The sequence below is a fragment of the Thalassospira sp. CA1 genome (assembly GCF_059052855.1).
The window spans coordinates 405,817-419,286 of the sequence record NZ_JBZCIA010000003.1 but is presented as its reverse complement, the minus strand read 5'-3'; the positions used below and the strand labels follow the sequence as shown (position 1 = coordinate 419,286).

General features: G+C 56.8%; 13 protein-coding genes. 4 read left to right on the top strand and 9 right to left on the bottom strand.

Translation table 11 applies throughout. The features are described 5' to 3' along the window. The first annotated feature begins 140 nt into the window (after positions 1–140). Both AC5Q5A_RS08720 and AC5Q5A_RS08715 read left to right on the top strand, forming a co-directional pair. Complete coding sequence (locus AC5Q5A_RS08720; RefSeq protein ID WP_493894994.1) at positions 141–557, top strand: hypothetical protein; 417 nt, start codon at positions 141–143, stop codon at positions 555–557. A 182-nt stretch (positions 558–739) separates the two neighbouring features. Next, positions 740–970 carry a hypothetical protein gene (locus tag AC5Q5A_RS08715; protein ID WP_493894993.1) on the top strand — a complete coding sequence of 77 codons (231 nt, stop codon included), beginning with the start codon at positions 740–742 and terminating at the stop codon, positions 968–970. Between the two features lie 61 nt (positions 971–1,031). Here AC5Q5A_RS08715 and AC5Q5A_RS08710 read toward each other — a convergent pair whose 3' ends face one another. The 7 genes from AC5Q5A_RS08710 to hutI all read right to left on the bottom strand — a co-directional run bounded on the left by AC5Q5A_RS08710 (position 1,032) and on the right by hutI (position 9,620). After that, positions 1,032–2,579: a TRAP transporter large permease gene (locus AC5Q5A_RS08710; protein ID WP_493894992.1), complete on the bottom strand. Its 1,548-nt coding sequence runs from the start codon at positions 2,577–2,579 to the stop codon at positions 1,032–1,034. Further along, complete coding sequence (locus tag AC5Q5A_RS08705; RefSeq protein ID WP_008889950.1) at positions 2,579–3,100, bottom strand: TRAP transporter small permease subunit; 522 nt, start codon at positions 3,098–3,100, stop codon at positions 2,579–2,581. Before AC5Q5A_RS08705 ends, AC5Q5A_RS08710 begins: the two co-directional genes overlap by 1 nt. Before the next feature lie 73 nt (positions 3,101–3,173). Next, positions 3,174–4,268 carry a TRAP transporter substrate-binding protein gene (locus AC5Q5A_RS08700; protein ID WP_063089089.1) on the bottom strand — a complete coding sequence of 365 codons (1,095 nt, stop codon included), beginning with the start codon at positions 4,266–4,268 and terminating at the stop codon, positions 3,174–3,176. A gap of 77 nt (positions 4,269–4,345) precedes the next feature. Further along, on the bottom strand, positions 4,346–6,022 hold the full coding sequence (gene hutU / locus AC5Q5A_RS08695) for a urocanate hydratase (protein WP_493894991.1): 1,677 nt from the start codon (positions 6,020–6,022) through the stop codon (positions 4,346–4,348). Next, the gene (gene hutG, locus AC5Q5A_RS08690) at positions 6,019–6,822 is read right to left on the bottom strand and encodes an N-formylglutamate deformylase (RefSeq protein WP_493894990.1); all 804 of its coding nucleotides are present in this window, start codon (positions 6,820–6,822) and stop codon (positions 6,019–6,021) included. Before hutG ends, hutU begins: the two co-directional genes overlap by 4 nt. Before the next feature lie 2 nt (positions 6,823–6,824). Continuing rightward, positions 6,825–8,366: a histidine ammonia-lyase gene (gene hutH / locus AC5Q5A_RS08685; RefSeq protein WP_493894989.1), complete on the bottom strand. Its 1,542-nt coding sequence runs from the start codon at positions 8,364–8,366 to the stop codon at positions 6,825–6,827. 51 nt (positions 8,367–8,417) lie between these two features. Continuing rightward, positions 8,418–9,620 (bottom strand): imidazolonepropionase, encoded by a 1,203-nt coding sequence (gene hutI, locus AC5Q5A_RS08680; RefSeq protein ID WP_493894988.1) that lies wholly within the window; start codon positions 9,618–9,620, stop codon positions 8,418–8,420. An 82-nt stretch (positions 9,621–9,702) separates the two neighbouring features. On the opposite strand from hutI, the gene AC5Q5A_RS08675 reads away from it, so the two are divergent. Both AC5Q5A_RS08675 and hutC read left to right on the top strand, forming a co-directional pair. Continuing rightward, positions 9,703–11,076 (top strand): formimidoylglutamate deiminase, encoded by a 1,374-nt coding sequence (locus tag AC5Q5A_RS08675; protein ID WP_493894987.1) that lies wholly within the window; start codon positions 9,703–9,705, stop codon positions 11,074–11,076. Continuing rightward, complete coding sequence (gene hutC / locus AC5Q5A_RS08670) at positions 11,073–11,774, top strand: histidine utilization transcriptional repressor HutC (protein ID WP_008889957.1); 702 nt, start codon at positions 11,073–11,075, stop codon at positions 11,772–11,774. Before AC5Q5A_RS08675 ends, hutC begins: the two co-directional genes overlap by 4 nt. Positions 11,775–11,803: 29 nt before the next feature. Here hutC and AC5Q5A_RS08665 read toward each other — a convergent pair whose 3' ends face one another. Beyond that, positions 11,804–12,757 (bottom strand): D-2-hydroxyacid dehydrogenase family protein, encoded by a 954-nt coding sequence (locus AC5Q5A_RS08665; protein ID WP_493894986.1) that lies wholly within the window; start codon positions 12,755–12,757, stop codon positions 11,804–11,806. A 42-nt stretch (positions 12,758–12,799) separates the two neighbouring features. After that, a complete protein-coding gene (locus tag AC5Q5A_RS08660; RefSeq protein ID WP_493894985.1) occupies positions 12,800–13,462 on the bottom strand; it encodes a dienelactone hydrolase family protein in 663 nt (220 codons plus the stop codon). Positions 13,463–13,470: the final 8 nt, after the last annotated feature.

The window sequence follows — 13,470 nt, the reverse complement described above, 5'->3', positions numbered from 1 at the left end:
CAATATGTTAAGTGGGATGACTCAGTCGGACTCAGCAAAATTCATCTCAATTTTAACGTGTTAAACTTATTTTTTGAGTTTTTTATTGAGTTCTACTCTGTTGTGGTGGTAGGATTGATGAACTGAAAAGAGAGGCGACAATGGACGAGCTTGAAGAAACTCGAAAATTTCTGATCCAAGAAAAGGGGAAATTGGAAAATAAACTCGGAAATGCTGAGCGTGAACTCAAGCAAGCTGAAGAAGCTGTTCAAAGCGTTAAAGACAGTTTAAACGCGCTCAGCAAAGCGATTGACCAGCTTTCCCCGTCCATCGAAGCTGAGAAAACGTCTGCTCCCTCCAAGCAAGATGGAACGATAAAAGACTTCGTAAAGGGGGCTTTGGCTGAAGAGTTCCCAAAAGGGGCCACTGCAAAGCAAATACTCGAGCTCTATACCGAAACTACGGGAAGAGAGTTGCTTCGTGAGAGTTTGTCCCCTCAGTTGTCCCGACTGAAGAACGAAGGGGTACTGATTTCTGAACAAGGTATATGGATGCTGAAATCCGAGGAGGCTAAGTGAAACAAAGAAGATATTAGCCCTAGCGCGTTTGCTCCGCGTAGCTAGGGAATGCGTGGTAACAACTCACAATTGTTACCACGCTCTGGAGCAACTCATGCGAGGTCCAGATCCCACTTCAACAATGTGATCTTACTGAAAAGTGGCCTCGTTTACAATGTCCTTAATACAATGAGGAGGCTCAAATGCCTTTTGTAAGTGAAGACACGCGAAGCCGTTTCGACCCTTCGATCTCTGAAGTCGCCGTAATTAAGGGGCTTCTTCGCCGAGGTTTCCGCCAACACACGATTGCCAGTTTCTGGGATACAAACCAGGGTCGTATCTCTGAAATCAATACTGGCAAGAAACACGTTGACGTTGCGACGGCACCTGACGAACAAGTTGATCGGTTTCTTGCTGCCCAATACGATCATTAACAGCCGAGGATTTGCAGTGGGGGAGCGTTTCTCCCTCACTGCAAACGGTAACATTGATTCCTCAGAACACCACGCTTGGCAGCCAGTTGGCGAGTGACGGCCACAGCCAGATCACGAAAATGCCAAACAGCTGAAGCGCGATGAACGGCACCACACCCTGATAAATCTGGCCGGTGGTGATTTCCGGCGGGGCGGCACTGCGCAGGTAAAACAGCGAGAAGCCGAATGGTGGCGTTAAGAACGATGTCTGTAGGTTGATCGCAATCAGGATCGCCAGCCACACCGGATCGTGCCCCATCATGATCAGGCCCGGCGCAATCAGCGGCAGCAGGATCACCGTGATTTCCACGAAATCAAGGAAGAAGCCCAACACAAAGATCAACGCCATACAGAAGATCAGCGCCCCTGTCGGACCACCGGGCATCGATTCAAGGATTTCCTCGACATGGTCTTCGCCGCCCAGCCCGATAAACACCAGCGAGAACATGCTGGCCGTCAGGATGGTGGCAAAGATCATTGAACTGACCGTCATGGTCGATGTCAGGGCCGATTTCAGAATGTCGGCTTTCCATGCCTGACGCAGGCAGGCGAGGATCGCGACGATCCCGACAACAGCCAGCGCCACATAACCAGCGCCCAGGGCATAATCAATACCGGTCAGGTCACTGCGCTGGAAACGCACCGGCGCGACACCGGCCATGATCGCCAGAATCAAAAGTGCCACGGTTCCGGTCAGAACCAGATTGCGGTTCGCCCCCTGACGGACACCGGCCATCAGGATCGCGCCAATCGCGCCGACTGATGCTGCCTCCGTCGGGGTGGCAACCCCGCCCAGAATGGCACCCAGCACAGCAATGATCAGAAGCACTGGTGGCAAAACTGCGCCCACCACTTCGCCCACACTTGGGCGGCCATCATCACTTTGCACCGGTGGCATGTCGGCCGGGCGTATCAGCCCGCGCAGCAGGATATAGATGATATAAATCGCCACCAGCGTCAGGCCCGGGATCAGCGCACCGGCAAAAATCTGCCCGACCGAAATGGTTTCAATCGTGAACTTGCCCTGTTCATATTGCGCCTGCTGATAGGCCGACGACATCACGTCCGACAGAATGATCAAAAGCGTCGAGGGCGGGATAATCTGGCCCAATGTACCTGCCGTGCAGACAAGACCCGATGCCATTTTCGGGTTATAGCCGGTGCGCAACATGGTTGGCAGGGCAATCATGCCCATGGCAATCACGGTGGCCCCGACAATCCCGGTTGAGGCCGCGAGTAGCGCCCCCACCAGAACCACCGAAATACCCAAACCGCCGCGCAACTGACCAAACAGTCGGCCCATGGTATGGAGCAAATCTTCGGCAATGCGCGACCGTTCAAGGACGACACCCATAACGACAAAAAGCGGAATAGCGATCAGAACATCATTGGTCAGCGTGCCAAACACGCGCTGGCCGAATGCGCCCATCAGGCCGATATTCATCGTATCGGTGACCCAGCCGAGATAGCCGAAAATCACCGCCGTTCCGGCAATCGAAAATGACACCGGAAAACCCAAAAGGATGCAGCCCATCAGGGCGGCAAACATCAAAAGATCAAGATATTCCATCACTTCGCACCGCCTTGATCTTCAACATTGCCGCGCAGCAAAACCACCTGCCTGAGCAAGCAGGCGACGGACTGGATAATCAACAGAATGCAAAAGGCCGGGATCAGGGATTTCAAAAACCACACGGCCGGAATGCCCCCTACCGAAATTGCCCCTTCCATCATCGAGATCGAATTGATCACTGATGGCCAGGTCCAATACAGCAGGGCTGCCATCGACGGGATTGCCAGAACCACGTAGCCAAACGCATCGATCCGCGCCTTGGTCTTGTCGGTGGCTGCGGCATAGAAAATGTCCACCCGGACATGGCCATCAACCAACAGCGTATAGCCCGCCCCCAACATGAACAAAGCGGCATGCAAATACAGAACGCTTTCATTAAGCGCGATTGAACTGAACCCGAAAACATAGCGCAGCAAGACCACGGTAAACTGCAACAGAACCATCAGAAGTGCGAACCAGCGCACGGTCATCCCGGTCCAGTGGTTTATCTGGTCAAGTGCATCAGCAAGGCGTTGCATGACATCTCCCCGTGAAAGGCACGCCTGAAAGAAAAACCGACGCTGGACGTGCCAGCGTCGGTTTCAGTGTTTATCAGAAGCCAAGCGCTTTGGCGCGTGCATTCATCTGACCGTTATCGGCATAGGTCATGTAACCACCGATCAGGTCACGATAGGCAACAAAGCTTTCGGTGACCTTTTTGGTCAGTGCATCGTCGCTTTCGCGAAGCTCTGCAATCACCTCGGCACCGGCTTTGGCCATGGCTTCAACAACTTCGTCCGGAAGCTTACGGACCTGAACACCCTGTTCTGCAACAAGCTGTTTCAGGGCCATGGCGTGCTTGGTCTCGTACTCGGTCCAGACTTCGTTATAAAGGCTGTCTGCCGCGAACTTGACGACGGCTTTCAGGTCATCAGGAAGATCGGCATAGGCCTTGGCATTCACCGCACATTCCTCGGCCGAGGACGGCTCGCCAACACCCGGCCAGTAGTAGTTCTTGGCAACCTGATAGAAGCCAAGTGCGCTGTCACTCCACGGGCCGATGAACTCACCGGCGTCAAGCGCACCAGACTGAAGTGCCTGGAACATGTCACGACCGCCCATGGCCTGAACCGCCATACCAAGTTTCGAGCACATCTCCGATGCCAGACCGGTGGTGCGGAATTTCAGGCCCTTAAGGTCATCGACCGAGTTGATTTCGTTGCGGAACCAACCTGCCCACTGCGGGCCGGAGTTACCGCACAGGAACGGCTTCAGCCCGAACTGACCATAGATTTCGTCATACAGTTCCTGACCGCCACCATAGTTCAGCCAGCCAACCTGTTCATCGGCACGCAGGCCAAACGGCTGCGAACCAAACAGAAGGATACCTTTGGATTTTGAACCCCAGTATGCCGGAACCGCGTGATAAATCTCGGCCGTACCTTCGGCAACGGCATCAAACACACCATTGCCCGGAACCAGTTCGCCCGCGGCATGAAGTTTCACTTCCAGACGACCACCCGAAAGTGTGGTGATACGGTCTGCCAGTTTCTGCGCAGCCACACCCGGCCCAGGCAGGTTTTTCGGCCATGCGGTGACCATGTTCCACTGGCGCTTGTCCTGTGCAATGGCAGGGGTTGCGAATGTTGCAGCGGCCGCTGCACCTGCGCCGGCAACACCGGCGGTCAGAAATTCACGTCTTTTCATGTTAAGAAGCCTCCTTGATTGTACCCCAAAAGGGCGGTGCAGGGGCAGTCGTCACTGCCCCCACGCGTGAGTTTTAATTACTTGCCGAGAATCCCGGGCAGGTTCAGCCCGTGTTCCCGGGCGCAATCCAGTGCGATGTCATATCCTGCATCCGCATGACGCATCACACCGGTTGCCGGATCGTTCCAAAGGACGCGTTCGACCCTTCGTGCGGCATCTTCTGTGCCGTCACAACAAATCACCATGCCGGAATGCTGCGAGAAGCCCATTCCAACACCGCCGCCATGATGCAGCGATACCCAGGTTGCCCCGGACGCAGTATTGAGCAGCGCATTAAGCAACGGCCAGTCACTGACCGCATCCGAGCCATCTTTCATGGCTTCGGTTTCGCGGTTCGGGCTTGCAACCGAACCACTGTCAAGATGGTCACGCCCGATGACGACCGGGGCTTTCAGTTCACCATTCTTGACCATTTCGTTGAACGCCATACCCAGACGATGGCGCTGTCCCAGACCGACCCAGCAAATACGTGCCGGCAGGCCCTGGAACGAAATGCGTTCGCGCGCCATATCCAGCCAGTTATGCAGGTGCGGATCATCGGGGATCAGTTCCTTGACCTTCTGGTCGGTCTTGTAGATGTCCTCGGGATCACCCGAAAGGGCCGCCCAGCGGAACGGACCGATGCCCTTGCAGAACAGCGGGCGGATATAGGCCGGAACAAAGCCCGGGAAAGCGAAGGCGTTTTCGAACCCTTCTTCAAGCGCCATCTGACGGATGTTGTTGCCGTAATCGACCGTCGGGATGCCCGCCTCGTGGAAGGCAACCATGGCTTCGACCTGAACGCGCATCGATGCGCGTGCGGCCTTGGAGACAGCCTTGGGATCGGATTCCTGCTTTTCACGCCATTCGGCAACGGTCCAACCCTGCGGAAGATACCCATGTACCGGGTCATGTGCTGATGTCTGATCAGTCACGATATCCGGGCGAACGCCGCGCTTGACCAGTTCCGGGAAGACATCGGCCGCATTGCCGATCAGGGCAACGGACTTGGCTTCGCCTGCCTTGGTCCAGCGCTCGATCATTTCAAGCGCTTCATCAAGCGAATGGGTTTTCTCATCGACATAACGGGTACGCAGGCGGAAGTCCGCACGGGTTTCATCGCACTCAACCGCCAAACAGCATGCACCGGCCATCACAGCGGCCAGTGGCTGTGCGCCACCCATGCCGCCAAGGCCACCGGTCAGGATCCATTTGCCTGTAAGGTCACCGGCATAATGCTGGCGGCCTGCCTCGACAAAGGTTTCATAGGTGCCCTGAACGATGCCCTGTGACCCGATATAGATCCACGAACCCGCCGTCATCTGGCCATACATCGCCAGACCCTTTTTATCGAGTTCGTTGAAATGGTCCCAGTTGGCCCAATGCGGCACAAGGTTGGAGTTCGCAATCAGAACGCGCGGCGCGTCCTTGTGGGTGCGGAATACGCCAACCGGCTTGCCCGACTGCACCAGAAGGGTCTGGTCATCTTCAAGTTCCTTCAGGCTGGCAACGATCTGATCGAAATCCTTCCAGGTACGCGCTGCCCGGCCAATGCCGCCATAAACAACCAGCTCATGCGGGTTTTCGGCAACATCGGGATGCAGGTTGTTCATCAACATGCGCATCGGCGCTTCGGTCAGCCAGCTTTTCGCCGAGATTTTGCTCCCGGTATCGGGATAGATATCACGCTGGTTGTGACGCGGATTGTTGGTCATGACTTGCCTCTTAGTGCTGGGGCCAAATCGGCCAGTGTCTTCAGGATTTCGGTAAGATGCGTGCGCAGTTTTGCTGCACGGCTTTCGTCATAGGACCAAGGAGCTTCCTCGGCCGTCAGATAGGTGGATTGTGCCAGTTCCATCTGGATGGCGTGTTGATTGATCTCCGGGCGGCCGTAATGGCGGGTGGTCCAGCCACCCTTGAAACGACCGTTCAGAACCGCACTGTATCCTTGGGCCTGCGAACAGATTTCCGAGGTCAGCGTCTCGATCATCGGATCGCATGTCGTGCCCAGATTGGTGCCGATATTGAAGTCCGGCAGGGTCCCGTCAAACAGGAACGGAATGTGCGAGCGGATCGAATGGCAATCATAAAGGATCGCCACACCGTGTTTGGCGCGCACGCGCTCAAGCTCGGCTGCCAGTGCCTGATGATAGGGCGCGTGGAAGGTTGCCGCCCGATAGGCGATGTCATCCTCGGTCGGGGCAACGTCCCAGATATTTTCGCCGTCAAAATCGGTCAGCGGCACAAGGGTGGTGGTGTTCTGACCGGGATAAAGGCTAACCCCTTCGGGATCGCGGTTGGCATCAATCACATAACGATGGAACGTCGCACGCACCGTCGTCACACCATCCAGCAACCCGTCATAAAGGGTATGAATATGCCAATCGGTATCGGCCAGTTCACGGCCACGATCATTCAGCTTTGCGGCAATGTCATCGGGCACATAAGTACCAGTATGGGGCAGCCCCAGAACAATCGGGCTATCGCCGCGTTTGATTTCAACCGGATCGGTCATGGTTACGCTGCCTCCCCGACGACAAAGCCCGAAAGCTTGGCGGCATCTACAAGTGTGCCGCCAGTGACAAGTTCGGCGGCCTTCGCCAGATCCGGCGCCATGTAGCGGTCTTCCTTGACGGTCGGGATGTCGGCACGAACCGATTTCAAAACATTGAGCAGCCCCGGGCTGGTCTTAAGCGGGGCACGGAATTCAACGCCCTGTGCGGCACAGATCAGCTCGACACCAAGGATGTAGGAAAGGTTGGCATTCATCCGTGCCAGTCGTCGTGCGCCGTGGGCCGCCATCGACACATGGTCTTCCTGATTGGCGCTGGTCGGCGTGCTATCGGTCGAACACGGATTGGCCAGATGCTTGTTTTCACTCATCAGCGCTGCCGTTGTAACCTCGGCAATCATCAGACCGGAATTCAGGCCGGGCTCCGGGGTCAGGAACGGCGGCAAATCATGTGACAGGGTCGGATCGACCATCAGCGCGACACGGCGCTGGGCAATCGCGCCGATCTCGGCAACCGCAAGCGCGATCTGATCGGCGGCAAAGGCCACCGGCTCGGCATGGAAGTTACCACCCGAAACAATGCGGCCGTCTTCTTTCAGAACCAGCGGGTTGTCGGTGACGGCATTGGCTTCGATCTCAAGCGTCTGACCGGCAAAGCGCAGCAAATCCATCGCCGCCCCGGTGACTTGCGGTTGGCAGCGGATGCAATAGGGGTCCTGAACGCGGGTATCGCCTTCGCGGTGGCTTTCGCGGATTTCCGATCCGGTCATCAGATCGCGCATCGCACGCGCGACATTGATCTGACCCGGATGACCGCGAAGCGTATGGATTTCATCGACCAGCGGGGCGGTCGATCCCATGATGGCATCGGTCGAAAGCGACGACGTCACAATCGAACTTGCCGCATTGCGCCAGGCCGAAAACAGCCCGACCAGCGCGCAGGCGGTGGAAAACTGCGTACCGTTGATCAGCGCCAGGCCCTCTTTCGGGCCGAGCACCACCGGGGTCAGGCCGGCCTTTGCCAGTGCCTCGCCACCCGGAAGGGTTTTACCGTCATAGATGGCTTCGCCCGCACCGATCATAACGGCTGCCATATGCGCCAGCGGGGCCAGATCGCCCGATGCGCCAACCGATCCTTGCGACGGGACGACGGGGGCAACACCCTTGGCCAGCATGCCTTCGATCAGTTCGATCAGATCCCAACGCACACCAGATGCACCGCGCCCAAGCGACAGCAACTTCAACGCCATCATCAAACGGGTGGTCGCGATATCAAGCGGCTCACCCACGCCACAGCAATGGCTGAGGATCAGGTTGCGTTGCAGGGTTTCGGTATCTTCCGGGGCAATCTTGACCGAGGCCAGTTTGCCAAAGCCGGTATTCACGCCATATACCGCATCGCTGCCGTCGGCCGCTTTGCGCACCATTGCGTGTGCCGCTTCAACACCGTCGCGGGCCGCGGGATCGAGTTTGACTGCGACCTGATCACGCCAGATGCGTTCAAGCTCTGCCAGTTTGACCGAAGCGGGGATAAGGGTGACAGTCATAATCTATCCTTAAGGTCACATGTTGATCCGGTGGCGCAGTTATCTTTGGGCTCAGGCGGCGGTGCTTTCACCGCCAACAATGCGTTCGAACAGCGGGTTGAACCCGATGCGGTATGCAAGCTCGGCCGGGTGTTTGGCATTCCAGATGGCAAGATCCGCCCGCAGGCCTACTTTGATCCGCCCGGTATCAGAAAGGCCAAGGGCACGCGCCGCATGGGCGGTCGCGCCAACAAGTGCCTCTTCGGGCGTCAGGCGGAACAGGGTGCAGGACATGTTCATGGTCAAAAGGATTGATGCCAGTGGCGATGAGCCGGGATTGCAGTCGGTCGCAATCGCCATCGGCACGCCGTGCTTGCGGAATGCGTCAATCGGCGGCAGCTGGGTTTCATGCAGGGTGTAAAACGCACCGGGCAGAAGTACCGCGACGGAGCCAGACTTGGCCATGGCGATCGCGTCTTCTTCGGTGGCGTATTCAATATGATCGACCGACATCGCCCCATATTCGGCGGCCAGTTTGGTGCCGCCGATGTTTGATAGCTGTTCGGCATGGAGTTTGACCGGAATGCCAAGCGCGCGGGCAACGTCAAACACGCGTTTGATTTGATCGGTGTTAAAGGCAATGCCTTCGCAGAACCCGTCAACGGCGTCGACCAGTCCTTCAGCGTGGGCGGCTTTCAGGGCCGGGATGCAGACCTCATCAATATAGCCGTCCGGGTTGTCTTTATATTCAACCGGCACCGCATGGGCGCCAAGGAAGGTGGTCTTGATCCGCACATTGCGATGATCGGCAATCATGCGGGCTGCGCGCAGCATATTAAGCTCGGTCTCGCGATCAAGGCCGTAACCCGACTTGACCTCGATCACCGACACGCCCTCTGCCAGCAGCGCATCCACGCGCGGCAGGGCGGATGTCAGAAGATCCGCAATCGATGCTTCGCGGGTCGCCTTCACGGTCGAAACAATGCCGCCGCCAGCACGCGCAACTTCTTCATAGCTTGCACCCTTCAGGCGCATTTCAAACTCAACCGCGCGGTCGCCGCCATGGACAACATGGGTGTGGCAATCAATCAGGGCCGGGGTGATCAGGCGACCTTCAAGGTCACGCACTGGACCTGCAAGATATTCGGCCGGGATGGCGTCATCCGCGCCAACCCAATCGATCAGACCGTCCTTGATGGCAATCGCGCCGCACTCGATCAGGCCATAACTGTCCTGATCCTCAATCGTGACGATTTTTGCGTTTCGAAGCAGCATCGCGAAGCATCACCCCTTGATAAGTTTGTTATTAAAGATAATATGTACGTACATAATATTTCTGTCAAGACGGGTAGAGGCAATGAAGGTTCTTTGGGCAAATCAGGCACTTACGACATCAGGCTGGCAGCGCAATGTCCGGATCGAGATTGATGAGAATGGCAGAATTGCTGCGATTCAGGCCGATTCTGAGGCGGCATCAGATGCCACCAGCAAAACCGATATCCTTCTTCCGGCGATTTCAAACCTGCATAGCCACGCGTTCCAACGCTCCATGGCCGGCCTGACCGAACGGCGCGGCCCCGATCCACGCGATACCTTCTGGACCTGGCGGCAACTGATGTTCCGTTTCCTTGATCAGCTGACCCCGGACCATGTCGAGGCGATCGCGGCCTTCGTTCAGATGGAAATGCTGGAGGCCGGGTATGCCAATAATACAGAGTTCCATTACCTGCATCACCGTCCCGGCGGGCATTTGTATGACAATATCGCCGAGATGGCCGAACGCATTGCCGCCGCGACCGAAATCACCGGCATCGGCCTGACGCTTCTGCCGGTGCATTATCAATATGGCGGCTGTGACAAGCGCCCGCTCGGTCCCGGTCAAATCCGTTTTGGCAATGATCCCGACCAGTTTATCAAATTGTATGAGGAATCCGTTCGCGCGATCAAAAAACTGCCCGCGGATACGGTGATGGGAGTCGCGCCACATTCCTTGCGTGCCGTTGGCCGCGAAGATCTGCTTGCGACCAGTCTTCTATCCAAGGACGGACCGATCCACATGCATCTGGCCGAACAACTGGCCGAAGTGGATGAAGTGCGCGAAAGCTGGGGCAAGCGCCCGACGGAATGGCTGCTTGAAAATGCCGATGTGAATGCGAACTGGTGTTTGATCCACTGCACCCAGATGGAAGAACACGAAACACTTGAGCTGGCCAAAACCGGCGCTGTGGCCGGTCTTTGCCCAATCACCGAAAGCAGTCTGGGCGATGGTATCTTTGATGGCGTTCGTTATATGAATGCCGGTGGCGTGATTGGTGTGGGATCGGATTCCAATATCCGCATTTCGCTGTCGGAAGAATTGCGGACCCTCGAATACAGCCAGCGCCTGCGCGATAATTCCCGCGCGGCTTTGGCAACCGAACAAAAATCGACCGCACGTCGCATTTATGACGCAGCGGCCAAGGGCGGCGCACAGGCCGCCGGGCGCGATTCAGGCCGGATCGAAGTTGGTGCACTGGCCGATTTGATGGCGCTGGATGGTTCGGCGGTTGACCTGATCGGTCGGACAGGCGATACGATCCTCGATACATATATCTTTGCCGGAGATGATCGCATGGTGCGTGATGTCTGGTCGGCCGGTCGCCATGTTGTGACCGAGGGCCGCCACATCGCCCATGACGCGATCACCAACCGGTATCGCAAGGTGATGGAACAACTCAAGGAAGCAGTGTGAACAGCCTGGAACAGCAAAGCTGGCAATCCGTCCATGACGAGGTTTTGCGCCGCATTCATACCCGTGAGTGGAAACCCGGCGACCTGATCCCCAAGGAAGTCGAACTTGCCGAGCAACTTGGCTGTGCGCGTGCGACGGTGAACCGTGCGCTGCGTGAACTGGCATCCGAAGGGTTCCTCGATCGCAGGCGGAAGGCCGGCACGCGGGTCGCTGCACACCCGGTGCGGCGCGCCAAGCTTGATATTCCGGTCATCAGGCTTGAGATCGAAGGGCGCGGGCAGAAATATGCCTATGGCCTGCTGTTTAGCGAACGGCGCACACCGCCGCCTGAGATCTGTGCCAATCTGGGTGTCACGGCCGAAAGCGATATGCTGCATATCACCTCGCTCCATCTGGCCGATGGCAAACCGTTCATGTTTGAAGATCGCTGGGTGTCGATTGCTGCAACGCCGACGATCCTTGATGCCGATCTTGAAAAAATCAGCGCCAATGAATGGCTGGTGTTGCATGCGCCCTATACCCGCGGCGATATCTATTTTTCCGCCGTCAATGCCAGCGCGGCAGAGGCCAAGGTGCTGCGCACCGATCCAGGCACATCGCTTTTCCTGATGGAACGTACCACTTGGGAAAATAACACCGGCATCACATCGGCCAGGCTTCTGTTTGCACCGGGCTATCGCAAACATTCTGCGATCTGAGTTTCCCTATACAATCAAAGTTTCGCTTCTCAAGGCTCTATGACCCGGATCGGCTTGCCGCTGTGCCAGGCCAAAACGGCCTCGACCGTCTGGCCGTAAAACACGTTCCAGGTGTTGCGGGTGACATAGCCAAGATGCGGGCTTAGCAAAAGGCCATCACAATGGCGCAGCGGATGCGATACGGGCAGTGGTTCCTTGTCGTAAACATCGAGTGCCGCACCGGCAATCTCGCCGCTGTTGAGCGCGTCAATCAGGGCAGTGTCATCAACGATCGGGCCGCGTGATGTGTTGATCAGATAGGCTGTTGGCTTCATCTGTTTGAGCTCATTCGTGCCAATCAGGCCATGAGTGCGATCAGACAGGCGTTGATGGATGGTGACGAAATCCGACGTGCGCAGCAGGTCTTCCTTGGTTGCCATATGGGTCACGCCAAGTTCGCCGCAGCGCTCCTGCGTCAGGTTGGCGCTCCAGGCGCAGACATGCATGTCAAAGGCCTGCGCCATCTTCGCGACCTTTGCCCCCAACCGCCCAAGTCCGATAATCCCCAAGGTCGAACCTGCAAGGTCCTGACCGATCCCGACTTGCCAGCCGCCAGCGCGCATCGATGCGTTTTCCGCCATGAGATTGCGGGCAAGTGCCAGCATCAGGGCAAAGGTCAGTTCGGGCGTTGCCGTGGATGGGGATTCTGTGCCGCAAACCGTGATGCCCAGTTTACTTGCGGTCGCGACATCAATGGCGTCATTGCGCTTGCCGGTGGTTACAATCAGCCGCAGGTTCGGAAGGGCGCGCAAAATGTCACCGGTAAGAGCTGTGCGTTCACGCATGACACACAGAACGTCAAATGGCTCAAGGCGGCTGATCAGATCGCCTGTATTGCAAACATGATCGTCAAATACGGTGATCTCGCCGTGGTTTTGGACGTCTGTCCAGTCGGCCGACTGCAGGGCGATGTTTTGATAGTCATCAAGAATGGCAATACGCATCTGGGCTGTGTTTCCAATGGGTCAGGGCTGGGGTCTGTCGCGTCAGTCTGCGATATGAAGGGCAAGAAATTCTGCTGTGCGGGCATGCGCAACTTCGGCCGCCGCTTCGACATAGGCGGATGGACGTGCTTCGTTGGCAAAGGCATGACCGGCTTCATACATATGTACTTCCATGCCGGGCAAAGCTGCCTTGGCGTCTTCGATCATCTCAATCGGGACGTGACCATCAGACATGCCGAAGTGCGCAAGAAATGGCGTGTGCAGCGGCTTATCAAGATATTGGTCGATGCGCGTGCCATAGAATGAAACACCTGCCGCGATATCAAGACATTGGGCGCTGCGTAGTGCCAACCCGCCGCCCCAGCAAAAACCGATCACGCCAACCTTGCCGCCCTTGGCAGACAGGGCGCGGGCGGCAGCATCGATATCTATCAGGGTGTTTGACAACTCGGACGCCATCATCAGCGCACGGGCCCGATCAAAATCGTTAAAGTCCACAACCGTACCACGCTCCACCCGGTCAAACAGGGCAGGGATGGCAACCTCGTAACCCAGGGCGGCATATTTGCGTGCAACTCCCTTGAGCTGCTCGGTGACGCCAAAGATTTCCTGCAGGATTACAATCGCGCCGCGCCTTGCACCAACGGGTGGTTCAAACCAACAATCAAGCTTGTGCCCGTCGGCTGCGGTAAGGGTGTCCATCATGTCCTGTC

Bases quoted from the DNA above. Each gene is read 5' to 3' on its own strand.
- AC5Q5A_RS08720 (WP_493894994.1), top strand. From the start codon at position 141: ATGGACGAGCTTGAAGAAACTCGAAAATTTCTGATCCAAGAAAAGGGG.
- AC5Q5A_RS08715 (WP_493894993.1), top strand. From the start codon at position 740: ATGCCTTTTGTAAGTGAAGACACGCGAAGCCGTTTCGACCCTTCGATC.
- AC5Q5A_RS08710 (WP_493894992.1), bottom strand. From the start codon at position 2,579: ATGGAATATCTTGATCTTTTGATGTTTGCCGCCCTGATGGGCTGCATC.
- AC5Q5A_RS08705 (WP_008889950.1), bottom strand. From the start codon at position 3,100: ATGCAACGCCTTGCTGATGCACTTGACCAGATAAACCACTGGACCGGG.
- AC5Q5A_RS08700 (WP_063089089.1), bottom strand. From the start codon at position 4,268: ATGAAAAGACGTGAATTTCTGACCGCCGGTGTTGCCGGCGCAGGTGCA.
- hutU (WP_493894991.1), bottom strand. From the start codon at position 6,022: ATGACCAACAATCCGCGTCACAACCAGCGTGATATCTATCCCGATACC.
- hutG (WP_493894990.1), bottom strand. From the start codon at position 6,822: ATGACCGATCCGGTTGAAATCAAACGCGGCGATAGCCCGATTGTTCTG.
- hutH (WP_493894989.1), bottom strand. From the start codon at position 8,366: ATGACTGTCACCCTTATCCCCGCTTCGGTCAAACTGGCAGAGCTTGAA.
- hutI (WP_493894988.1), bottom strand. From the start codon at position 9,620: ATGCTGCTTCGAAACGCAAAAATCGTCACGATTGAGGATCAGGACAGT.
- AC5Q5A_RS08675 (WP_493894987.1), top strand. From the start codon at position 9,703: ATGAAGGTTCTTTGGGCAAATCAGGCACTTACGACATCAGGCTGGCAG.
- AC5Q5A_RS08665 (WP_493894986.1), bottom strand. From the start codon at position 12,757: ATGCGTATTGCCATTCTTGATGACTATCAAAACATCGCCCTGCAGTCG.
- AC5Q5A_RS08660 (WP_493894985.1), bottom strand. From the start codon at position 13,462: ATGATGGACACCCTTACCGCAGCCGACGGGCACAAGCTTGATTGTTGG.